Origin of the sequence: Halomonas chromatireducens (genome assembly GCF_001545155.1) — a bacterium.
GTDB lineage: Bacteria > Pseudomonadota > Gammaproteobacteria > Pseudomonadales > Halomonadaceae > Halomonas > Halomonas chromatireducens.
Genome location: NZ_CP014226.1, coordinates 3,109,924 through 3,132,790, shown reverse-complemented (window position 1 = coordinate 3,132,790; position 22,867 = coordinate 3,109,924). Strand labels below are relative to the sequence as shown.

The 22,867-nt window shown below is 62.9% G+C and carries 16 protein-coding genes; 14 read left to right on the top strand and 2 right to left on the bottom strand.

Annotated elements, in window-relative coordinates:
* Nucleotides 1–19: 19 nt before the first annotated feature.
* Both rpmE and LOKO_RS14455 read left to right on the top strand, forming a co-directional pair.
* Nucleotides 20–235 (top strand): 50S ribosomal protein L31, encoded by a 216-nt coding sequence (rpmE, locus tag LOKO_RS14460; RefSeq protein WP_043514107.1) that lies wholly within the window; start codon nucleotides 20–22, stop codon nucleotides 233–235.
* A gap of 252 nt (nucleotides 236–487) precedes the next feature.
* A complete protein-coding gene (locus tag LOKO_RS14455; RefSeq protein ID WP_066450887.1) occupies nucleotides 488–1,759 on the top strand; it encodes a malic enzyme-like NAD(P)-binding protein in 1,272 nt (423 codons plus the stop codon).
* A gap of 84 nt (nucleotides 1,760–1,843) precedes the next feature.
* Here LOKO_RS14455 and LOKO_RS14450 read toward each other — a convergent pair whose 3' ends face one another.
* Together LOKO_RS14450 and LOKO_RS14445 are read right to left on the bottom strand one after the other, a co-directional pair.
* Nucleotides 1,844–2,596 carry a DUF481 domain-containing protein gene (locus LOKO_RS14450; RefSeq protein ID WP_066450876.1) on the bottom strand — a complete coding sequence of 251 codons (753 nt, stop codon included), beginning with the start codon at nucleotides 2,594–2,596 and terminating at the stop codon, nucleotides 1,844–1,846.
* Between the two features lie 108 nt (nucleotides 2,597–2,704).
* A complete protein-coding gene (locus tag LOKO_RS14445) occupies nucleotides 2,705–5,233 on the bottom strand; it encodes a penicillin-binding protein 1A (RefSeq protein WP_066450874.1) in 2,529 nt (842 codons plus the stop codon).
* Nucleotides 5,234–5,499: 266 nt separating this feature from the next.
* Between LOKO_RS14445 and pilM the strand changes: the two genes are divergently transcribed.
* The 12 genes from pilM (at nucleotide 5,500) to eno (ending at nucleotide 22,673) form a co-directional block, all read left to right on the top strand.
* A complete protein-coding gene (gene pilM, locus LOKO_RS14440; RefSeq protein ID WP_066452377.1) occupies nucleotides 5,500–6,561 on the top strand; it encodes a type IV pilus assembly protein PilM in 1,062 nt (353 codons plus the stop codon).
* Nucleotides 6,558–7,124 carry a PilN domain-containing protein gene (locus LOKO_RS14435; RefSeq protein WP_066450865.1) on the top strand — a complete coding sequence of 189 codons (567 nt, stop codon included), beginning with the start codon at nucleotides 6,558–6,560 and terminating at the stop codon, nucleotides 7,122–7,124. The genes pilM and LOKO_RS14435 overlap by 4 nt, the downstream gene beginning before the upstream one ends.
* Nucleotides 7,121–7,744 (top strand): type IV pilus inner membrane component PilO, encoded by a 624-nt coding sequence (locus LOKO_RS14430; protein WP_066450863.1) that lies wholly within the window; start codon nucleotides 7,121–7,123, stop codon nucleotides 7,742–7,744. The genes LOKO_RS14435 and LOKO_RS14430 overlap by 4 nt, the downstream gene beginning before the upstream one ends.
* Nucleotides 7,741–8,274, top strand: coding sequence for a pilus assembly protein PilP (locus LOKO_RS14425; RefSeq protein WP_066450862.1), 534 nt, complete (start codon nucleotides 7,741–7,743; stop codon nucleotides 8,272–8,274). The genes LOKO_RS14430 and LOKO_RS14425 overlap by 4 nt, the downstream gene beginning before the upstream one ends.
* Before the next feature lie 72 nt (nucleotides 8,275–8,346).
* Entirely contained in the window at nucleotides 8,347–10,461 is a 2,115-nt protein-coding gene (gene pilQ, locus LOKO_RS14420) for a type IV pilus secretin PilQ (protein WP_235589029.1), read from the top strand.
* A complete protein-coding gene (aroK, locus tag LOKO_RS14415) occupies nucleotides 10,461–11,003 on the top strand; it encodes a shikimate kinase AroK (RefSeq protein WP_066450858.1) in 543 nt (180 codons plus the stop codon). Before pilQ ends, aroK begins: the two co-directional genes overlap by 1 nt.
* Nucleotides 11,004–11,009: 6 nt before the next feature.
* On the top strand, nucleotides 11,010–12,122 hold the full coding sequence (aroB, locus tag LOKO_RS14410; protein ID WP_144439675.1) for a 3-dehydroquinate synthase: 1,113 nt from the start codon (nucleotides 11,010–11,012) through the stop codon (nucleotides 12,120–12,122).
* Between the two features lie 477 nt (nucleotides 12,123–12,599).
* A complete protein-coding gene (gene gltB / locus LOKO_RS14405; protein WP_066450855.1) occupies nucleotides 12,600–17,051 on the top strand; it encodes a glutamate synthase large subunit in 4,452 nt (1,483 codons plus the stop codon).
* A gap of 24 nt (nucleotides 17,052–17,075) precedes the next feature.
* Complete coding sequence (locus LOKO_RS14400; RefSeq protein WP_066450852.1) at nucleotides 17,076–18,497, top strand: FAD-dependent oxidoreductase; 1,422 nt, start codon at nucleotides 17,076–17,078, stop codon at nucleotides 18,495–18,497.
* 294 nt (nucleotides 18,498–18,791) lie between these two features.
* Nucleotides 18,792–20,453, top strand: coding sequence for a CTP synthase (locus LOKO_RS14395; RefSeq protein ID WP_066450849.1), 1,662 nt, complete (start codon nucleotides 18,792–18,794; stop codon nucleotides 20,451–20,453).
* Between the two features lie 17 nt (nucleotides 20,454–20,470).
* Nucleotides 20,471–21,322 (top strand): 3-deoxy-8-phosphooctulonate synthase, encoded by an 852-nt coding sequence (gene kdsA, locus LOKO_RS14390; RefSeq protein WP_066450846.1) that lies wholly within the window; start codon nucleotides 20,471–20,473, stop codon nucleotides 21,320–21,322.
* 58 nt (nucleotides 21,323–21,380) lie between these two features.
* Nucleotides 21,381–22,673 (top strand): phosphopyruvate hydratase, encoded by a 1,293-nt coding sequence (gene eno / locus LOKO_RS14385; RefSeq protein ID WP_066450844.1) that lies wholly within the window; start codon nucleotides 21,381–21,383, stop codon nucleotides 22,671–22,673.
* The last annotated feature ends 194 nt before the right edge of the window (nucleotides 22,674–22,867 follow it).

Here is a 22,867-nt window from a genome sequence, read left to right as displayed (position 1 = left end):
CCGCTCCATGAGGCTCAAGATGAAACAAGGTATCCACCCCGATTACAAGATGGTCACTGCCACTTGCTCCTGCGGCGCGACCTTCGAGGTCGGCTCCACGGTCGGCCATGACCTGTCACTGGACGTCTGCTCTCAGTGCCACCCCTTCTATACCGGCAAGCAGAAGCAGGCGACCACCGGTGGCCGCGTCGAACGCTTCAACAAGCGCTTCGGTGCCGCCATCAAGCGCGGCTGATGCGTCCGTGCCTGCGGCTGCGGCCGAGAGGAAACCCGCCCAGGTGGCGGGTTTCTTTTTGTCAGTACGCTGGGGACTGCAGCGATAAGCAATGGCTTATGACTGGCATCATGAGTATAAGTTACAGCAAATAGCTGCGAATGGTCATGATCAGGTGATGAAAATGCGCGAACGCGCCGGTCATTGAGAAATGGAAGGTTTTTCTATATTCTGTTTTTCCATGTTCACGTTACACGGATACCGGATCACAGCATGACAGACGCCAAGAAGCAGGCCGCGCTGGACTATCACGCCAAGCCCATTCCCGGAAAACTCTCGGTGGAGCTGACCAAGCCTACTGCGACGGCTCGTGATCTCTCCCTCGCCTACAGCCCCGGTGTCGCCGAGCCGGTCCGTGAAATCGCCCGTGACCCGGAGAACGCCTATCGCTACACCGGCAAGGGTAATCTGGTCGCGGTGATTTCCGACGGAAGTGCCATTCTTGGGCTTGGTAACCTGGGGCCGCTGGCAAGCAAGCCGGTCATGGAGGGCAAGGGGGTCCTGTTCAAGTGTTTTGCCGGTATCAATTCGGTGGATATCGAGGTCAATGCCGAGAGTCCACAGGCCTTCATCGACACCGTGGCACGTATTGCAGACACATGGGGCGGCATCAATCTTGAGGATATCAAGGCGCCCGAGTGTTTCGAGATCGAGCAGGCGCTGATCGAGCAGTGCAGTATCCCGGTGTTCCACGATGATCAGCACGGAACCGCCATCGTCACTGCGGCGGGCATGCTCAACGCGCTCGATATCGCCGGCAAGCGGCTCGAGGATGCCAGGATCGTTTGCCTGGGTGCCGGTGCGGCAGCCATCGCCTGCATGAAACTGCTGATTTCCTGTGGCGCCTGCTCCGAGAATCTGGTGATGCTCGATCGCCGTGGCGTCATCCATGCCGGTCGTGAGGGGCTCAATCCCTACAAGGCGATGTTCGCGGTGGAAACCGACAAGCGCACCCTGGATGATGCCATCGACGGTGCCGATGTCTTTATCGGGTTATCGGGTCCCAACCTGATGACGGCCGACCATATTCGCAAGATGGCACCCAACCCCATCGTCTTCGCCTGCACCAATCCCGACCCCGAGATCAATCCCGAACTGGCCCGCGAGACCCGCCCGGACGTGATCATGGCCACCGGTCGTTCGGACTATCCCAATCAGGTGAACAACGTGTTGGGCTTTCCCTTCATCTTCCGCGGCGCGCTGGACGTGCGAGCCACGCGCATTAACGAGGAGATGAAGGTGGCGGCGGTGCATGCGCTGAAGGATCTTGCTCGTGAGCCGGTGCCCCAGGCGGTGCTCGATGCCTATGAGCTCGACCACATGACATTCGGCCCCGAGTACATCATTCCCACCCCGGTGGACGTTCGCCTGCTGGAGCGGATCACCTCGGCAGTGGCCCAGGCGGCAGTGGACTCCGGCGTGGCACGCCGGCCCTATCCGGCCCACTACCCGCTCAAGACCGTGGATGACGTCTACGGCAGTTGATGCGCCTGCTTGCCTCTTGTCGTCTCTTGCCCCTGTCACTGCGCCGGCCCCTTGGGGCCGGCGCAGTGCGTTGAGGTGTAGCGACTACCAGGTGTAGAGCAGCGTGACGTTGGTGGTATTGTCGGTGTCTGCCACGGCCGTCTCGGGAGGGCTGGAATTGTGCTTGACCTCATGCGAGAGCCTCAGGGAGAGGCGAGAATTGAGGCGGGCGGTGAGCGACGAGAGCGAGCGTGAAGTGGTGTTCTCGTCGGTGGACTCCACCGACATTTCCTGGCGCAGGCTGGCGAATCGAGAGAGCGTCCAGTGGTAGTCAAGGGCGCTGTAGATGACGCCGAGTCCTCGGTTCTCTTCTTCATCGATACGGTCATGGCGGTATCCTGGGCCGGCTTCGAGGGACAGGCGGTGGCGTTCGCCATCGAGGATATCTCGTCCGTAGCCGCCGATGAGGGTGGACTGCTGGTCGTAGCCACTGAAACGATCCTTTCCCCAGCGGGCAAAGCCAAAGGCATAGTGGGGGCCGTCAAAATCATAGCGCTCCCGCCCCGACAGCAGGTATTGCTCCGCGCTGGTATCGCCATCGCGTGTCACGTTTCGCACTTCACCACGCAGGGTGTGGGTCCAGTTGCCGGTCAGCCAGGAGAGACGGCTCTTTCCGATCAGTGTCTGGCTGTCGGTATTGCCGGAGAGGTGGGTGTAGCCAAGCTCGGCTTCGCCGCCGAAGGTGGGGGCTTCTTCATCCGGAGGCGGTGGGGCATAAAAGAGGCCGCTCGCCTGGGCGATGCAGGGAACTACCAGCAAAAGGAGGGCGAGCCGGCAGGGGGTGATAGGGTGTGGCATAACAAGGCGTTCCTGCTTTTCCGTAAGACTGGGCCGCACAGACGTGCGACAGACGCGGTCGGCAAGACGGAAAGGGCGGCGTCCTTGCCGCCCGACGAAGCGACCGTGTCAGAAGATCGCTTCGTAGCTCCCGCTACCCTGGGAGCCACTGCTCTGCTCGACTTCCTGCTCGATTCGGCGCGGCTCCATGTCCGGCAGGTAGTCGGGATGAAAGATCTCGCTGATGCCGCCAGACTGGCCATCGGCAAGTCGGCGGCCGGTCTGGCCGTCGACCCTTGCCTGCACTAGGCCCGAGGGTCTTTCTGGCTTGGCTTCGGGGCGTCCGTCGAGAGCGCGTTCCATGAACTCGATCCAGATCGGCAGGGCGGCGTTACCCCCGTACTCGGCGATCGTTTCGTTATTGTCCTTGCCGATCCATACGGTGGCCACCAGGTCGCGGTTATAGCCGGCGAACCAGCCGTCGCGCTGGTTGTTGGTCGTACCGGTCTTGCCGACCACGTCGTTGCGGTTCAGGCTGAGGGCGGCGCGGCCGGTGCCGGATTCGATCACGTCACGCAGCATGTCGGTAAGGATATAGACCGCGGTGGGGTCGGCTACCCGGTTGGCAACCTGGTAACGCCTGCCGTCTATCTCCACTTCGGTCTGGTCCTCGCGACACTCCCGGCAGGCAATCATCGGGCTGGCCTCTTCGATCAGGTTGTCGTCGCTGATGCGAGTGACGCGATCGATGAACCAGGGCGAGACCTGATAGCCGCCGTTGGCCAGCACGGCATAGGCGTTGGTCATCTCCAGCGGGGTCAGGTCGGCGCTGCCCAGCGCCAGTGACAGCCCGCGAGGGAGCCGGCTCGAGGCGAAGCCGAAGCCTTCCAGGTAGTTGATGGTGGCGTCCAGCCCCAGTGTCTGCAGTATCCGAATGGTCACCAGGTTGCGTGAACGGGCCAGGGCGACGCGCAGCCGTGTCGGGCAGAGGAAGTCACCGCTGGCATTTACCGGGCGCCAGATCTCGTTGCTGCCATCCTGCAGCACCACCGGGGCATCGTTGACCACGCTCGAGGCGGTCATCAGGCCGGTATCGAGGGCCGCCAGGAAGACGAACGGCTTGAAGATCGAGCCCGACTGCCGCTGGGCCTGCACCGCCCGATTGAACTTGCTGGCATTGAAGCTGAAGCCGCCCTGCAGGGCGAGAATGGCACCGGTGTCGGGCTCAAGCACCACGATCGAGCCTTCCGCGTCGGGGCGCTGAGAGAGTCGGAGGCTGCCGTCCTCCCGCTCCAGGAGGCGAACCAGGTCACCGGTGTTTGCAATCTCGGAGGCGGCGCTCGGCTCGGGGCCGCGCGCGCGCGGGTTGCGGTAGGCGCGAGCCCAGCTAAGGCCATCCCACTCCACGGTGCGCAGTTCGCCGCCGCGCGTCATGACCTGCATCTCGCGCCCTTCGCTGGCAACGACGATGGCGGGTTGCAGCGGGCCGAACCCGGGAGTGCGTTCCAGCACTCTCAGCCAGTTGCTGACATCGCCATCGACACCTTCGACTTCGGTCTGGCTGCGCTCTGCCGCCTGACGAGCTGTCTCCAGTATCTCGGGGGATTCGGAAAGCTCCTCCTCCAGGCCGCGACGTTCGGTGCGCGCCTGAGCCTCGGCAAGGCTGCCCGGGATGTCGGTCTCTTCCGGGCCGCGCCAGCCGTGGCGGGTATCGTAGGCGATAAGGCCGTTGGCCAGGGCGTTGCGGGCAAATGGCTGGAGCTCGCTGTCAAGCGTGGTGTGTATGCGATAGCCGCCGGTATAGGCCTCCTCGCCGAAGCGCTCGATGGCATACTGCCGCGCCATTTCGGCGACATAGTCGGCGTCTACCTCGACCTGGGCCACATGACGGCGGGCGGTGATGGGCTCCTGCACAGCGGCTTCATAGCTGGCCTGGTCGATATTGCCGAGCTGGCGCATCCGGTACAGGATCCAGTTGCGCCGGATCAGCGAACGCTCTGGATTGGCCAGCGGGTTGAAGGCGGAGGGTGCCTTGGGCAGGCCGGCAATCATCGCCTTCTGAGCCAAGCTGAGCTCCTCGAGGGGCTTGTCGTAATAGACCTCTGCCGCTGCCGCAATGCCGTAGGCGCGATTGCCGAGGAATATCTTGTTGACGTAGAGCTCGAGGATTTCTTCCTTGGTTAGGATCCGCTCCATCTGCAGCGCCAGCAGGATCTCTCGAATCTTGCGGGTGAAGGTCCGGTCCAGGGTCAGCAGGTAATTCCGTGCTACCTGCATGGTGATGGTGGAGCCCCCGGTCTGGATCTCGCCACCGCTGGAGGCAAGCTCCAGCGTAGCCCGCGCCAGGCCGCGAGGGTCGACGCCGCGGTGTTCGAAAAAGGCGGCATCCTCGGCGGCAAGCAGCGCCTGGATGAAGTCCTGTGGAATCTCGTCGAAGTCCACCGCCATGCGGCGCTCCTCACCATATTCGCCGATCAGCTTGCCGTCGCGGGTGAAGATGCGCAGGGGGGTGTGCAGCTCGAAATCCTGGAGCTGGCGCACGTCGGGCAGGCCGGGTGTGAAGTAGAGGGCTGCGCCGGCCACGCTGAGCAGGGCCGTGGTCGACAGCGCTATCAGCAGCCAGAAGGCCGAAAAAATCAGGGTCTTGATCCACTTCATGAAAAGGCGGTTTCCGTGATGAGGGCAGGAAGGAAAGGGCGATGATGGAACGGGCCTTCACTGGCGATAATCATTATATGAATCCAGGCCGTCGGCCACCAGCGTTGAGGCGTCAGAAGTCCAACTTTGTGTGATAAGGGCCAATATCATGTAACCTCGATCCTACAGTACAAGGTATTATCTATCTGAGCCTTGTCGTTTAGACGATCTAAGGCGCACCGATAACAAGCGGGATACCGCGACTGATTACGCAGGTATATGAATTGATACGACTCAGAGCCTCTGGCAAGGGGTTGATCGGCGTCGATATCACCTCGGCGACGGTCAAGCTGATCGAACTCAAGCGGGCGGGCTCCCATCACCAGATTGACAGCTATGCCGTCAGACCCTTGCGGGAAGGGGCCGTGGTGGAAAGACGCATTCGTGACATGGGCGAGGTGGCCGATGCCTTGCGTCGTGCCGTGGAGAGTGCGAAACCCTCCTCCAAGCTCGCCGTAGCCGCCGTTCCGGCCAGCGCCGCGATTACCAAGACACTGACGATGCCAGCTTCTCTCAATGACGATGAGATTGAGGCACGCATTCAACTTGAGTCAGACAAGCACATTCCGTTTCCGTTCAGTGAAGTGGCCTTCGACTTCCAGCGGCTGGGCCTGAACGCTCGCTATGGCGACCAGCAGGACATCCTGCTGGTCGCCTGCCGCCAGCAGGATGTCAACCAGTTGACCGACGCCCTGGTTCAGGCGGGGCTGACGCCGGCGGCGGTTGATGTCGAGACTTTTGCCATGGAGCGCGCCTTCACGGAACTGCGCCATCAGCTGCCGTCTGTCGGCGCGGGAGACGATTGCGTGGCGTTGGTTGATATCGGGGCCACCATGAATGCCTTTCACGTCGTGCGTGAGGGGCGCATCACCTACAGTCGGGACACCGTATTCGGCGGGCGGCAGCTCACCGAGGAGATCCGCGTGCGCTATGGCTTGACCCTGGAAGAGGCTGGGCTGGCCAAGAAACGTGGCGGTCTGCCCGAGGATTACAAGACCAGCGTGCTGGCTCCCTTCCTGGATACCCTGGTCCAGCAGGTTGGCCGCTCGCTGCAGCTCTACTATACCGCCGGCCGTAAGCACGAAGTCCGGCGCATGGTATTGGCCGGCGGGTCCAGCGTGATCCCCGGCTTGGCGGAGCGGCTGGCAGAGGAGAGTGGAATGGAGGTCGTGATCGCCAATCCCTTCCTGCGCATGCGGATCAATACGCGTATCGATGTCCAGACCCTGGCTAGTGATGCGCCCGCCATGCTGACGGCATGTGGTCTGGCAATGAGGTCGGTGTCATGACGATCGAAATCAACCTGCTCCCCTGGCGAGAGCGGCAGCGAGAGCGTCGCAGCCGCCGCTTCTATGTCGCCATGGCATTAGTGGCGGTGCTGGGCATGACGGGTGGGTTTGGCATGACCTACCACTACCAGGAAGCGCTGTCGGCCCAGGAGAAGCGCAATGCGCATATTCGCGAGGAAATGCAGCGCCTGGAGGGAGACATTCGTTCCATCAGTGAGTACGAAGCCATTCGTGAGCGCATGATCGGCCAGATCGAAGTCTTCAGTGAGCTGCAGCGGGGCCGCTCCCAGACGGTAGAGGTCATTCGCGACCTGGCCACCAGCCTGGTCGACGGCGTGCATTATACCGAGTTGAGTCGACAGGAGAGCCGCCTGAGGCTCTCCGGGCGCGCGGAAAGCAATCATCAAGTGTCGGATCAGCTGCGAGGGTTGTCCGCTGCATCATCGCTTTCCGAGCCGGTGCTGTCCGAAGTCGAAGCCGATGGCGGCGCCAGGCGACGCTTCAGTCTCAGCGTGAACCAGCTGGTGGGCCAGCCATCGGACTCGGATGAGGAGGCGCTATGAGTCTACAGGCTGAACTGCGTCGCTTGCGTGAACTCGACTGGCGAGAGCTGGACATCAAGGAGGCGGGTACCTGGCCGTGGTTACTGCAATTGATCTGTTGCGTGCTGATATTCGGCCTGACTTTTGCCGGTATGCATTGGTATCTCGCCAGCCCCAAGGCGCAGGAGCTGCAGCAGATGGAGGCCGAGGAGGGCCAGCTGTTGCGCGACTATCGCAACCGTGCCGCCCAGGCTGCCAGGCTGCCGGACATGCTCGAACAGATGACGGTGCTCGAGTCCCGCATGGATCGACTCATGGCCATGTTGCCTTCGGGGGCCGAGATTCCGTCGCTGATAGACAGCATCAGCGAGATAGCCATCGACAATCAGCTGTCGATCGATTTCATCCGCCTGCGCGGCACCGTCGAGCGCGATTTTTATATCGAGCGGCCTTTCGATATCCAGGTGGAAGGCCAGTACCACCATATCGCTGCCTTCCTGGCAGGCATTGCCTCGCTGCCGCGTATCGTGACACAGCATGACTTTACCTTGGTGCCGGTTGAGGGGAGCGATCGCCTGAGGCTGTCAATGCTGGCCCGGACCTACAGCTATCTTCCAACGGCCCAGGAGGCGTCGCCATGAGCGTGAGACGACACCGCTGGCTGGCGGTTGGGGGTGCCCTGGTACTGGCGCTTGCCGGCTGTGCGGATCCGCAGTTGGCGTCGCTCGACCGCGAGCTCGCAACCATTCGAGCCAATCCCGGGATGCCGGAGCCGCTGGCGCTGCCAGAGGTGCCGCGCTACGAGCCGACTCCTTATACAGAGGGGGACCGGCGCAGCCCCTTTCGGCCTCAACTGCCGGAGCCAGAGGCAACGCCGCAAGGGGATGACGGGGTGGCGCCGGATGCCGACCGGCCTCGCGAGCCATTGGAAGACTATTCGCTGGAGGAGTTGGAGCTGGTTGGCGTGCTGTCCATGGGCGGGCAGTCCAACGCCCTCATCAAGGCGCCCGACGGTGAAGTGCATCGCCTGCAAATCGGGCGTCATATGGGGCGCGATCACGGCAGGATCGTCAGTATCACAGGGTCTTCGGTGCAGCTGGTGGAGCTGGTGCCAACGGGCGGTGGCGGTTGGGTAGAGCGCAACACGCGTATCGCGCTGGATAATGACTAGATTAGAAGGCTGCATCGCTGCGCCCCAGCAGGGGCGTGGTCTCAGGCGGGGGGAAGGGGAACCATGAAACAGATGATTCGCGCATTGTCAGGGCTCTGCCTGCTGGCAGTGTCCTCGACGGCGCTGGCGACGACGACATTGACCGACCTGGATTTTCGGCAGGGCGAGAGCGGGGAGCTCCAGGTGGATCTCACCTTCAGTCATGGGGTGCCGGAGGTGCGTGGCTATCGGCTGGACGACCCTGCGCGATTGACCATTGACCTGGTCGATACTGCCAACCAGCTCGATCAGCGCAGGATGGAACTGGGGATCGGGGGCGTCGAGCAGGTCACCGCCCTTGAGGCCGGCTCGCGGACACGGCTGGTCTTCAATCTGGAGGGGCCGCTGCCCTATGACACCACGCAGCAGGGTGATCGACTCAGGCTCTCCATCGGCGGTGGTGCCGCCGCGCCGACGACAGCGGTCGCGCAGCAGCCGGCGGCTCGTCAGGAGGCACCCGCGCCTGCACCCGTCAGCGGCAGGCCGACCATCGAAGACATCGACTTTCGCCGCGGCGAAGGCGGCGCGGGTCGACTGATCGTCACCTTCGACCGCGCTGGCGTCGATGCGCGGGTGCGCGAAGAGGGTAGCAACCGTATCGTTGCCGAAATGCGCGACGTGGAGCTTCCCGCTTCCCATGACCAGGTGCTCGACGTCACCGATTTCAATACGCCGCTGAGCCGCATTACCCCGCGGACCAGTCGTGATGGCGTGACCTTCGATATCGAAGGCAGCGGTGAATTCGCCATGCTCTCCACCCAGAGTGGCCGGCAGTTGACCATCGAAGCGCAGCCGGTTACCCAGGCCGAGCGCGACCAGCGAGTGCGCCAGCAATTCCCCTATACCGGCGAGCGTATTACGCTCAATTTCCAGGATATCGAGGTCCGCTCGGTGCTGGCGGTCATCGCCGATTTCACCGGCCTCAATCTCGTCGCCAGCGATAGCGTGACCGGGCGCGTCACCCTCAACCTTCAGGACGTGCCCTGGGATCAGGCCCTCGATCTGGTGCTCAAGAGCCATGGCCTGGCCAGTCGCCAGGAAGGCAATGTCATCGTCGTGGCCCCTGCCAGCGAGCTTGCCAATATCGAGCGCCAGGAGATCGAGGCCAGGGCGCAGGTGGAGACGCTGGCGCCGCTGGTCTCGGAGTATGTGGAGGTCAAGTACGCCCGGGCCGAGGATCTGGCCCAGCTGCTACGCGGTGGCGACGGCTTCGGCCTGCTCACCGAGCGTGGTCGGGTCGCGGTGGACCAGCGTACCAACATGCTGCTGATTCAGGACACGGCCGACCAGGTGCAGGAGATTCTGCGCACCCTCGACCGGCTAGACGTGGCGGTGCGTCAGGTGCAGATCGAGGCGCGCATCGTGATCGCCCGCGATGGTGTAACTCAGGAGTTGGGGGTTAACTGGGGGGCATCGTCCCGGGGCAGCAGCCGCCTGAATCTGGAGGGTGCCTCCTCGGGGAGCATGATTTCCGGGACCGGCGATGGGCTGGGCGGGCAGCGCGACAGTCGCGGCGCCTTTACCGGAGGGTTCGACGACCCGAGTGGCAGTCGGTTCCAGCGTGGTGGGCTCGCCGTCGACCTGGGTGGGGCCAACCCCATGACCAGCTTCGGCTTTGGCTACCTGTCCGGAGATATCCTGCTTGACCTGGAGCTTCGCGCGCTGGAGACCGAGAGCAGGAGCCAGACGATCTCCCAGCCCCGCATCATCACGGCCAATCAGCGCACGGCCGTTATCCGTCAAGGGGAGGAGCGTGCCTTCCAGACCATCAGTGACAACGTGCCGCAGATCGAATTCAAGGAGGCCGTACTCTCCCTTGAGGTAACACCGCAGATAACACCGGACAACCGCATCATCATGGACCTGGTGGTGACCAATGACAGCTTCCGTGACGTGGCAGCTGGGCAGGAGCCGCCTATCGATACCAGCAGCATCGAGACCCAGGTGCTGGTCGATAACGGTGAAACCGTGGTGTTGGGCGGCATCTTGACCACCGAGCAGCTGAGCCGGCTGGCGAGGACGCCCTTCTTCGGTGACCTGCCTGTGCTGGGAAGGCTTTTCCGTTATAATGAGGAGAGCAGCCAGAAAGTCGAGCTGCTGGTTTTCATTACTCCACGAATACTCGAAGACGGCCTGGCCATTCGCTGATGCAGGACTTGCCCAATCTCATACTGGTCGGCCCCATGGGGGCCGGCAAGAGTACCATCGGCCGCCTTCTGGCGGCCGAGCTGTCACGTGAGTTCTATGACAGCGACCACGAGATACAGGCTCGGTGCGGCGCCGATATCCCCTGGATCTTCGACGTCGAGGGCGAGGCCGGCTTTCGCCAGCGTGAAGCGCATATGATCGATGAGCTGACTCAGCTCGAGTCCGTGGTTATCGCGACGGGCGGTGGCGCCGTGCTGCGCGAGGATAATCGTCGCCGGTTGCGTGAACGGGGTACCGTGGTCTACTTGTTTACCACCGTCGAGCAGCAGCTCAAGCGAGTGGCCAAGGATCGCAATCGTCCCCTGCTGCAGCGTCCCGACCGGGAAGCGACGCTGCGCGAGATGTTCGAGTTGAGAGACCCGCTCTACCGCGCTACCGCCGATGTCGTGGTACGTACCGACCGGCGCAGCCCTCGCGCCGTGGTCAACGAGATCGTGCGTCGCATCCAGCGGCTGGTCGATCCCCTTCAAGCCAAGGCCTGATCCCCCATGACCCTGACGCAATCCCCCGCCCCCCAGCGCAGCCTCCAGGTCGCGCTGGGCGAGCGCAGCTACCCCATCCATATCGGCCCCGGCCTGCTGGGCGATGCCACCTGGCTGTCGCCCTATCTCGCCGGGCGTCAGGTGATGATCGTGACCAACGAGACGGTGGCGCCCCGCTATCTGGCACGCTGTCGCCAAGGGCTTCCCGAAGGGCTCGAGGTGGAGGAGCTGGTGTTGCCCGATGGGGAGGCGACCAAGACGCTGGAAAGCGTGAGTAGGATCTGGGATGCCCTGCTGGCGGCGGGATTCAATCGCCGCTGTACCTTGATTGCCCTGGGCGGGGGAGTGATCGGCGATATGGTCGGCTTCGCGGCGGCCTGCTACCAGCGTGGGGTGGCCTTCATCCAGGTGCCGACCACCCTGCTTTCCCAGGTCGACTCCTCGGTGGGCGGCAAGACCGGCGTCAACCATCCGCGTGGCAAGAACATGATCGGCGCCTTCTGGCAGCCGCAGGCGGTGCTGATCGACACCGACACCCTGCTGACCCTGCCGTCGCGGGAGCTGTCGGCGGGCCTGGCCGAGGTGATCAAGTACGGTCTTATCCGTGATGTCGGCTTCCTGGGCTGGCTTGAAGAGAACATGACGGCGCTGCGTGACCTGGATGCGTCAGCGCTGACCCAGGCCATCGAGCGCAGCTGCACGATCAAGGCGGAGATAGTCGCCGAGGACGAGACCGAGCAGGGGGTTCGTGCCCTGCTCAATCTGGGCCACACCTTCGGCCATGCCATCGAGGCGCACCAGGGCTACGGCAACTGGCTTCATGGCGAGGCGGTGGGTGTCGGCATGCTGATGGCGGCCGAGCTGTCGCAGCGCCTCGGCTGGCTCTCCGTGGCGGAGGTAGCGCGTACCGCCGCCATTATCGAGGCTGCCGGCCTGCCGCTGCTGGCGCCTGCCGACATGACGGCCGAGGACTTTCTCGATCGCATGCGGCTCGACAAGAAGAACGTCGACAGCCGCCTGCGCCTGATCCTTCTGCGTGGCCTGGGTGACGCCTGTCTCCATGACGAGACCCCGTCTGGTTTGCTGACGGAACTGCTGGCTTCCTTTCCCCGCCGCTGACTGCCCGGGGACATGCCGGCCTGCTCCTCCAGCCGGCATAAAGACGCAACAATCCGCAGGTTTTGAGTACGGCGACCCCCGTCAGCGACGGGGGTCGTTTTTTTGTGGACTGGCGGTTATGCACCGAGCCGATAAATTTGCATGCCTCATGCCGTATCGGTATGGGAGAAAATGGCCATATTAGACTAAAGTCTAAATCATGGGCTCATGCCGTTTGAAAATCGTTTATGGCGAGTGCAAGTTATTGAACTACAGGATGTTTTCTTGGGGATTGATTAGGCAAGTTGCGGATTTGGCGGGAGTTTTCATGAGGCGCGGAGAGGGGTGGAATTGCGCGTAATGCCTTGGGGTGTCTATGCTGGGCGTCCTTTTTCTCACGGCAGCAGCGCGTCGATTTTTTAATAGATACAAATAAAAAACATAATAGAATATAAATTATCTGCTGCTGAGTCAATAGTCTTTTTTTGAGGCACGCCCATGAACAGAGGCCTTCATCACCCCGGTGAATTTCGCGATAACTGTGGCTTCGGCCTGATCGCCCATATGGAAGGACAGGCCAGCCATGACCTGCTCCGGACTGCCATCGAGTCGCTGACCTGCATGACGCATCGCGGCGGCATCGCTGCCGATGGCAAGACCGGCGATGGCTGTGGCTTGCTGCTGAAGATGCCAGGCGCCTTCATGCGTGAAGTGGCAGCAGAGACGCTTGACGTCACCCTGGGCGAGCGCTTTGCCGTCGGCGCGATCTTTCTCCCCGACGATGATGCCAAGGAGGCGCGTGCTCGCGGGATCCTCGAGGGGGAGCTGCGCGCCTGCGGCCTGGTCATACGGGGCTGGCGCGACGTGCCGGTAGATCCCTCATTCTGCGGCCCCATGGCGCTGGCTTGCCTGCCACGCATCCGCCACCTGTTTGTCGAGCCCGGCAAGCTGAGCGATCCGGAACGCTTCGACGTCGACCTGTTCATGGCGCGTCGTCGTGCCGAGCAGATGCTGCGCGACGAGGAAGATTTCTACGTCTGTTCGCTCTCCGCCGAGGTGGTTTCCTACAAGGGACTGGTTATGCCGGTGGACCTGCCGGCCTTCTACCATGATCTCGGGGACGAGCGGCTGGAAACGGCCATCTGCGTCTTCCATCAGCGCTTCTCGACCAACACGGCGCCGCGCTGGCCGCTGGCGCAGCCGTTCCGCATGCTGGCCCACAATGGCGAAATAAACACCATCGAGGCCAACCGCGGCTGGGCCAATTCGCGGAAGGAGAATTTCGTCAACGAGCGCCTGCCCGACATCGCGGAGCTGGACGAGATCGTCAATACCGTCGGCTCCGACTCATCGAGCATGGACAACATGCTCGAGGTACTGCTGATGGGTGGCATGGAGCTGCACCGGGCGGTGCGCATGATGGTGCCGCCGGCGTGGCAGAACGTGGAGACCATGGGCGGTGAGCTGCGTGCCTTCTACGAGTACAACTCCATGCACATGGAGCCATGGGACGGCCCCGCCGGCGTGGTGATGACCGATGGCCGCCAGGCGGTCTGCATGCTCGATCGCAACGGGTTGCGCCCGGCGCGCTGGGTGATTACCAAGAATGGCTATATCACACTCGCCTCCGAGATCGGTACCTACGGCTACAAGCCGGAAGACGTCGTCGCCAAGGGGCGCGTGGGTCCGGGACAGATACTCGCCGTGGACACCCAGACCGGCGAAGTGCTGCATACCAGCGATATCGATGAGCGACTGAAGTCGGCCTACCCCTACAAGCGCTGGTTGAAAGAGGAAGCGCACTACCTGGAGTCGGCGTTGACCGAGCTTGCCAGCTTCCAGAACATGGACCAGCAGGCGGTCAATACCTGGCAGAAGATGTTTCAGGTCAGCTTCGAGGAGCGTGACCAGGTGCTGCGTCCGCTGGCGGAGAGCGGCCAGGAGGCAGTGGGCTCCATGGGCGACGACACGCCCATGGCGGTGCTTTCACGAAAGCATCGGCTACTGACCGACTATTTCCGCCAGAAGTTCGCGCAGGTCACCAATCCGGCCATCGACCCGCTGCGTGAAGCGATCGTGATGTCGCTGGAAACCTGCATCGGCCCGGAGCTCAACGTCTTCAAGGCCACGCCGGAGCATGCGCACCGTATCATCCTCACAACCCCGGTGCTGTCACCGCGCAAGTTCACCGCGCTGCTCGAGCAGGATGATCCGACCTTCGCCAGTCATGCTCTCTCGCTGGGCTACGATCCCGAGCAGGTCGGGCTCAAGGCGGCGCTCGTCGAGCTGTGCCGTCAGGCCGAAGCCGCGGTGCATGACGGCAAGGTGATCCTGGTGCTGTCGGATGCCAACCTGGAAAAGGGGCAGTTGCCGATCCATGCGGCACTGGCGGTCGGCGCCGTGCATCACCACCTGGGCAAGCTGGCACTGCGCCCAAGGGCCAACATCGTGGTCGAGACCGGCTATGCCCGGGATGCTCACCAGATGGCGGTGCTCTTCGGCGTGGGTGCCACTGCGGTCTTCCCGTGGTTGGCCTATCAGGTCATGGCGGACATGCACCGTACCGGCGAGCTCACCGGCAGCCCGGCTGACGCCCGCGAGAACTATCGCAAGGGGATGCAGAAGGGTCTCTACAAGATTCTTTCCAAGATGGGGATCTCGACCCTGGCCTCCTATCGTGGCTCTCAGCTGTTCGAGGCGGTGGGGGTGCACTCCGAGGGGATGGACCTCTGCTTCAGCGGCATGGCATCGCGTATCGAAGGTGCCGGTTTCGCCGAGCTACAGCTGCAGCAGGAGCTGCTGGCCCGGGACGCCTGGACGCCGCGCAAGGGCATCTCCCAGGGCGGCCTGATGAAGTATGTACACGACCACGAGTATCACGCCTACAACCCGGACGTGATCAAGGCGCTGCAGGAGGCCGTGCAGGAGGGCGACTACGCCAAGTGGAAGAAATTCGCCGCGTTGGTCAACGAGCGCGAGCCCGCCACCCTGCGTGACTTGCTCAAACTCAAGCCGTCCGAATCCCCGCTTTCACTGGAGGAGGTGGAAACGGTCGAAGAACTGATCCCGCGCTTCGACAGCGCCGGCATGTCGCTGGGGGCACTATCGCCCGAGGCCCACGAGGCCCTGGCCCAGGCCATGAACGAGGCCGGTGGACGCTCGAACTCCGGCGAGGGCGGGGAGGATCCCGCGCGCTACGGCACCATTCGCAGCTCCAAGATCAAGCAGATCGCTTCCGGTCGCTTCGGCGTGACTCCGGCCTACCTGGTCAACGCCGACGTACTGCAGATCAAGGTGGCACAGGGTGCCAAGCCCGGCGAGGGCGGCCAGCTGCCCGGTGGAAAGGTCAACGACCTGATCGCCCGGCTGCGCTACTCGGTGCCTGGCGTGACCCTGATTTCGCCGCCGCCGCACCATGATATCTACTCCATCGAGGACCTGGCGCAGCTGATCTTCGACCTCAAGCAGGTCAATCCTGAGGCCCAGGTGTCGGTCAAGCTGGTCTCCGAGCCCGGCATCGGCACCATCGCCACCGGCGTGGCCAAGGCCTACGCCGACCTGATCACCGTCTCCGGCTACGACGGCGGTACCGCGGCGAGCCCGCTTACCTCGATCAAGCACGCCGGCTCTCCTTGGGAGCTGGGCCTGCCGGAGGTGCATCAGGCGCTGCGCATCAACGGCTTGCGCGACAAGATCCGCCTGCAGACAGACGGCGGCCTCAAGACCGGTCTCGACGTGGTCAAGGCGGCCATTCTCGGCGCCGAGAGCTTCGGCTTCGGTACGGCGCCCATGGTGGCGCTGGGCTGCAAGTACCTGCGTATCTGCCACCTCAACAACTGTGCCACCGGTGTCGCTACCCAACACCAGTACCTGCGTGACGAGCACTTCCGCGGCACCGTGGACATGGTCAAGAACTACTTCCGCTTCATCGCCGATGAAGTGCGTGAGCTGCTGGCAATGCTGGGTGTGCGCAGGCTGACCGACCTGATCGGCCGCACCGATCTGCTCGAGGTCCTTGAAGGCGCGACCGCCTCCCAGCGCAAGCTAGACCTGAGCCCCCTGCTGACCAATGACTTCGTGCCGTCAGATGCACCGCAGTATTGCCAGGTGAGCCGCAACGTACCCCATGATCCGGGTGTCAAGAACCAGGAGGTACTCGGCGCCATCGATCAGGCCATCGCCGACAAGAGCGGCGGCGAGTTCGAATTCACCATCACCAACTGCGACCGCTCGGTGCCGGCGCTCTCCTCCGGCGCGGTGGCCAAGCGCTACGGCGAGGCCGGGCTCGAGGACGCCCCGATCACGCTGCGCTTCGAGGGTGTGGCCGGGCAAAGCTTCGGCGTTTGGAATGCACGAGGCCTTCACCTCTACCTGGAAGGCGATGCCAACGACTACGTGGGCAAGGGCATGAACGGTGGCAAGGTGGTGATCACCCCGCCGAAGGGCAGCCGCTTCGCCAGTCACGAGACCGCGATTATCGGTAACACCTGCCTGTACGGGGCGACCGGCGGCAGGCTGTTCGCCGCGGGTACGGCCGGCGAGCGCTTCGCCGTGCGCAACTCCGGCGCTCATGCGGTGATCGAGGGGGCCGGCGACCACTGCTGCGAATATATGACCGGCGGTCTGATCTGCGTGCTGGGAGAGACCGGCGTCAACTTTGGTGCCGGCATGACCGGCGGTTTCGCCTACGTGCTCGACGAGGATCGCTCCTTCGTCGACCGTTACAACCATGAGCTGGTGGAGATCCACCGCGTCAATACCGAGGCCATGGAGGCCTATCGGCGTCACCTGCGGGAAATCATCGAGGAGTTCGTTGCCGAGACGGGGTCTGCCCGGGGGCACGAGATACTCGACGATTTCAGCGACTACGTGCGTCATTTCTGGCTGGTCAAGCCCAAGGCGGCGAGCCTGGGCAGCCTGCTCGACGAATCCCGCAGGCGCCCCGAGTAAGCCGGACTTCCCAGGAGACAAGACATGGCCAATCGTTTGACCAATAACGACTTCCAGTTCATCGACGTGGGCCGCCAGGACCCGCAGAAAAAGGATGCCCGCACCCGTGCGCGGGAGTTCGGCGAGATCTACGAGCCGTACAAGCCCCAGGAGGCGGCCAGCCAGGCGCACCGCTGCCTGCACTGTGGCAACCCCTACTGTGAGTGGAAGTGTCCGGTACATAATTACATTCCCAACTGGCTGCAGCTGGTGGCGGAGGGCAATATCCTCGAGGCGGCGGAGCTGTCCCACAAGACCAACACACTGCCCGAGGTGTGCGGCCGGGTATGCCCGCAGGATCGCCTGTGCGAGGGGGACTGCACCCTCAACGACGGCTTCGGTGCAGTGACCATCGGCTCGGTTGAGAAGTACATTACCGATACCGCCTTCGCCATGGGCTGGCGTCCCGACATGTCCCAGGTGGAGTGGACCGACAAGAGGGTCGCCATCATCGGCGCAGGCCCGGCTGGGCTCGGTTGTGCCGATATCCTGGTACGCAACGGCGTCAGGGCGGTGGTCTTCGACAAGTATCCGGAAATCGGCGGCCTGCTGACATTCGGCATTCCCGAGTTCAAGCTCGAGAAGACGGTGATGGAACGCCGTCGTGCGGTATTCGAGGAGATGGGCATCGAGTTCCGGCTCAATACCGAGATCGGCCGTGATATCGACTTCGAGGCATTGCTGGCGGAGTACGACGCGGTGTTCCTCGGTATGGGCACCTACAAGTACATGACTGGCGGGTTCCCCGGCGAGGAGCTGCCCGGGGTGCACAAGGCGCTCGACTACCTGATCGCCAACGTCAACCACTGCCTCGGCTTCGAGAAGGATCCGGCCGACTACGTCTCGCTGGAGGGCAAGAAGGTGGTGGTGCTGGGCGGCGGTGATACTGCCATGGACTGCAATCGCACGGCGATTCGTCAGGGCGCCTCAATGGTGACCTGCGCCTACCGCCGCGACGAGGAGAACATGCCGGGCTCCAAGCGCGAGGTGAAGAATGCCCGCGAGGAGGGGGTGGAGTTTCTTTTCAACCGCCAGCCGGTGGCGGTGGTGGGCGAGGGCAAGGTGGAGGGCGTGAAGGTGGTGCGCACCCGCCTCGGCGAGCCCGACGAGAACGGTCGCCAGCGTCCCGAGGTGGTGCCGGGCTCCGAAGAGGTCCTGCCTGCTGATGCCGTGGTCATCGCCTTCGGCTTCCAGCCGAGCCCCTCGTCCTGGTTCGAGCCCGCGGGCATCGAGCTCGACGAGCGCGGCCGTGTGCTGGCGCCCGAGCATGGCACCTACGCCTTCCAGACCGCCAACGAGAAGATCTTCGCCGGCGGCGACATGGTCCGCGGCTCCGACCTGGTGGTCACCGCCATCCATGAAGGACGCCAGGCCGGCGAGGGCATCCTCGACTATCTGGGCGTATAAGCGACGAGCCACGAGCTACGAGCTACGAGCCTCGATACCATCCTGCTCGGGGCTCGAAGCACCCGTGATGGTGAGCGGCGCCGGGGACAGGTCGAAGCGGAGGTCCGATTCCAGGGAAGGAATCTGTAGCGTACAGGGATGTATTCACAGCGCCTCCGCGAAGACCTGTCGCCGGGGAAGCCGCGGGCTCTGGCCTGACCGAAATTGAGCCATTGGTCGTAATCTGCTAGTCTGTCGTCCCATCCTGGCGCAGCTTCCTGCCGCGCCTCATGATCACGTTTCGACAGGTTCTCCATGACACGATATATCTTCGTGACCGGCGGCGTTGTGTCCTCTCTCGGCAAGGGCATCGCGTCGGCCTCGCTGGCGGCGATTCTCGAGGCGCGCGGCCTCAAGGTCACCATGCTCAAGCTCGATCCCTACATCAACGTGGATCCGGGCACCATGAGCCCCTTCCAGCACGGCGAGGTCTTCGTCACCGAGGATGGTGCCGAGACCGACCTGGACCTGGGCCACTACGAGCGCTTCATTCGTACCAAGATGACCCAGGGCAACAACTTCACCACCGGCCGCGTCTACGAGCACGTGCTGCGCCGCGAGCGCCGTGGCGACTACCTGGGCGGCACCGTGCAGGTGATCCCCCACATCACCGACGAGATCAAGCGCCGCGTGTATGCCGGTGGCGAAGGCTTCGACGTGGCCCTGGTGGAGATCGGCGGCACCGTGGGTGATATCGAGTCGCTGCCGTTCCTGGAGTCGATCCGTCAGATCCGCAGCGAACTGGGCATGAGTCGGGCGATCTTCATGCACCTGACGCTGGTGCCCTACATCAAGACAGCGGGGGAGACCAAGACCAAGCCGACCCAGCACAGCGTCAAGGAGCTGCGCTCCATCGGTATCCAGCCCGACATCCTGATCTGTCGCAGCGAAGTCGAGCTGGAAGAGAGCGAGCGGCGCAAGATCGCCCTGTTCACCAACGTCGAGGAGCGTGCGGTCATCCCGTTGCAGGATGCCGATACCATCTATCGCATACCCCTGATGCTCCATGAGCACGGCCTCGACGAGATCGTCTGCGACAAGCTGCGCCTGGAAGCGGAAGAGGCGGACCTCAACGAGTGGGTCCATGTGCTGGATGCCAAGCTTAACCCGCTCAAGTCGATCAATATCGCCATGGTCGGCAAGTACATGGAGCTGCTGGACGCCTACAAGTCGCTCAATGAAGCGCTGATCCATGCGGGTATCCAGACCCGGGTCAAGGTCAACGTCGACTACATCGACTCCGAGGATATCGAACGCCACGGTACCGAGCGACTGGCGGGCAAGGACGCCATCCCGGTGCCGGGTGGCTTCGGCGAGCGTGGCGTCGAGGGCAAGATAGCCACCGCCCGCTTCGCTCGTGAGAACGGTATTCCGTATCTGGGCATCTGCCTTGGCATGCAGGTGGCGGTGATCGAATATGCCCGGCACGTGGCCGGCTGGGAAGACGCCAACTCCACCGAGTTCACCCACGACACCCAGCATCCGGTGGTGGGCCTGATCACCGAGTGGATCACCCCGGAGGGGAAGATCGAGCTGCGCGATGCGGCCTCGGATCTGGGTGGCACCATGCGTCTTGGCGGACAGGTCTGTCACCTGAAGACCGGCACGAAGGCCCGCGAGGCCTATGGTGCCGATGAGATCGTCGAGCGTCATCGGCATCGCTTCGAGGTCAACAATCAGTTCATCGACGAGCTGGAACAAGCGGGTCTGGTCATTTCCGGCAAGAGCGTGGACAACTCCCTGGTGGAGATGATCGAGCTGCCCGATCATCCCTGGTACGTGGCCTGCCAGTTCCATCCGGAATTCACCTCCACCCCCCGCGATGGCCACCCGCTCTTTACCGGCTTCATCAATGCGGCGCTGGAGCACAAGAACACCCGTGCCCGCCAGCAGGCCCAGGCCCAGCCGCAGGGCTGAGGGTCGAAGGAGTGTTCATGACAGACGCACAACGCATCATCACCATTGCCGGCCTTCAGGCCGGCAATTCTCTGCCCCTCATGCTGCTGGGCGGCATGAACGTGCTGGAGTCCCGTGAGCTGGCCCTGGAAGTGGCTGAGACCTATGTCGAGGTCACCGCCCGTCTGGGCATCCCCTTCGTGTTCAAGGCCAGCTTCGACAAGGCCAACCGTAGCTCTATTCACTCCTTTCGCGGCCCGGGGCTGGAGAAGGGGCTGGAGATTCTGGCTGAGATCAAGTCGCGCTTCGGCGTGCCCATCATTACCGATGTGCATGAGCCCTGGCAGGCTGCACCGGTGGCAGAGGTGGCCGACATCATCCAGTTGCCGGCCTTCCTTGCCCGCCAGACCGACCTGGTGGTGGCCATGGCCGAGACCGGGGCGGTGATAAACCTCAAGAAGCCGCAGTTCCTGGCGCCTCATGAAATGCGCCATATCATCAGGAAGTGCGAGGAGGCCGGGAACGCAAGGTTGTTGCTTTGCGAACGCGGATCCAGCTTTGGGTATAATAATCTGGTGGTTGATATGCTCGGTTTTGGTGACATGAAGCAAACCGGCTATCCGGTCTTCTTCGATGTCACTCACTCCCTCCAGCGGCCCGGCGGCCGCGCGGACAGCGCCGGCGGCCGCCGCGAACAGGTTGGCGAGCTGGCCCGTGCCGGCGTGGCCGTTGGCCTGGCCGGGCTCTTCCTGGAGGCGCATCCGGATCCGGACAACGCCAAGTGCGATGGCCCCTGTGCCCTGCCCCTGGACCGGCTCGAACCCTTTCTGGTCCAGCTCAAGGCCATCGATGACATGGTCAAGGCCTTCCCGGCGCTGGATATCACCTGATACTGACTCACTCAACGCTGATTCATAAGACCGACTCATAAGAATAGGACGACACACGATGACCAAGATTGCCGATATCCTTGCCCTCGAGGTGCTCGACTCCCGCGGCAACCCCACCGTGCAGGCCGAGGTGCGCCTGGAGAGCGGTGCGGTCGGCGTGGCCTGCGCGCCCAGCGGTGCCTCCACCGGGTCCCGCGAGGCCCTCGAGCTGCGCGACGGCGACAAGGCACGCTACCTGGGCAAGGGCGTGCTGAAAGCCGTCGAAGCGGTCAACGGTGCGATTCGCAGCAAGCTCGTGGGTATGGATGCCAGGGATCAGCGCGGCCTGGACAATGCCATGCTGGCGCTGGATGGCACCGACAACAAGGCCTCGCTCGGCGCCAACGCCATTCTGGCGGTGTCGTTGGCCGCCGCCAAGGCAGCCGCCAACGCTAAGGGTGTGCCACTCTACGCGCATATTGCCGAACTCTACGGTCAGCCGGGCCGTTTCAGCATGCCGGTGCCGATGATGAATATCCTCAACGGTGGCGAGCATGCCGACAACAACGTCGACATCCAGGAGTTCATGATCCAGCCGGTGGGCGCAGCGAACTTCCGCGAAGGCCTGCGCATGGGGGCCGAGATCTTCCACGCTCTCAAGAAGGTGCTGGCCGCCCGGGGGCTCTCCACGGCAGTGGGTGATGAAGGCGGCTTCGCTCCCAATCTGGCCTCCAATGCCGAGGCACTGGCGGTAATCAAGCAGGCCGTGGCGGATGCCGGCTATACCCTGGGGGATGACATTACCCTGGCGTTGGACTGCGCCTCCTCCGAGTTCTACAAGGACGGCCAGTACAACCTCGCCGGTGAAGGCAAGCAGTATGACGCTGCGGGCTTTGTCGACTACCTGGCCGGGCTGTGCGATGACTACCCCATCGTCTCCATCGAGGATGGCATGGATGAGTCCGACTGGGCTGGCTGGAAGGCGCTGACCGACAAGCTGGGTGACAAGATTCAGTTGGTCGGCGACGATCTCTTCGTCACCAACACCCGGATCCTCAAGCGCGGCATCGACGAGAAAATCGGTAACTCCATCCTGATCAAGTTCAACCAGATCGGTTCGCTCTCCGAGACCCTGGATGCGATCAAGATGGCCCAGGATGCCGGCTTCACTGCCGTCATCTCGCATCGTTCCGGCGAGACCGAGGACACCACCATTGCCGATCTGGCCGTTGGCACTGCGGCAGGCCAGATCAAGACCGGCTCGCTGTGCCGCTCCGACCGTGTGGCCAAGTACAACCGGCTACTGGTGATCGAGCAGCAGTTGGGTGGGCAGGTCGACTACCCTGGGCGTGCCGCCATCAAGGGGCAGTGAATCGTTGTGACAGTACCCACTATTGAGTAGCTGGCCGACGACATTGACTACACGGCTTGTAGGAAATTGCCTACACGGTGCCGACGATCTACGCTGTGTTTCATGCAGGGAGACCGGCGATTTTTGTGCCGGTCTTTTTGTATATATCTGTTTTCACTTTATTTTTCTCTTGGGAGTAAGCAAAAGTAAAGTTA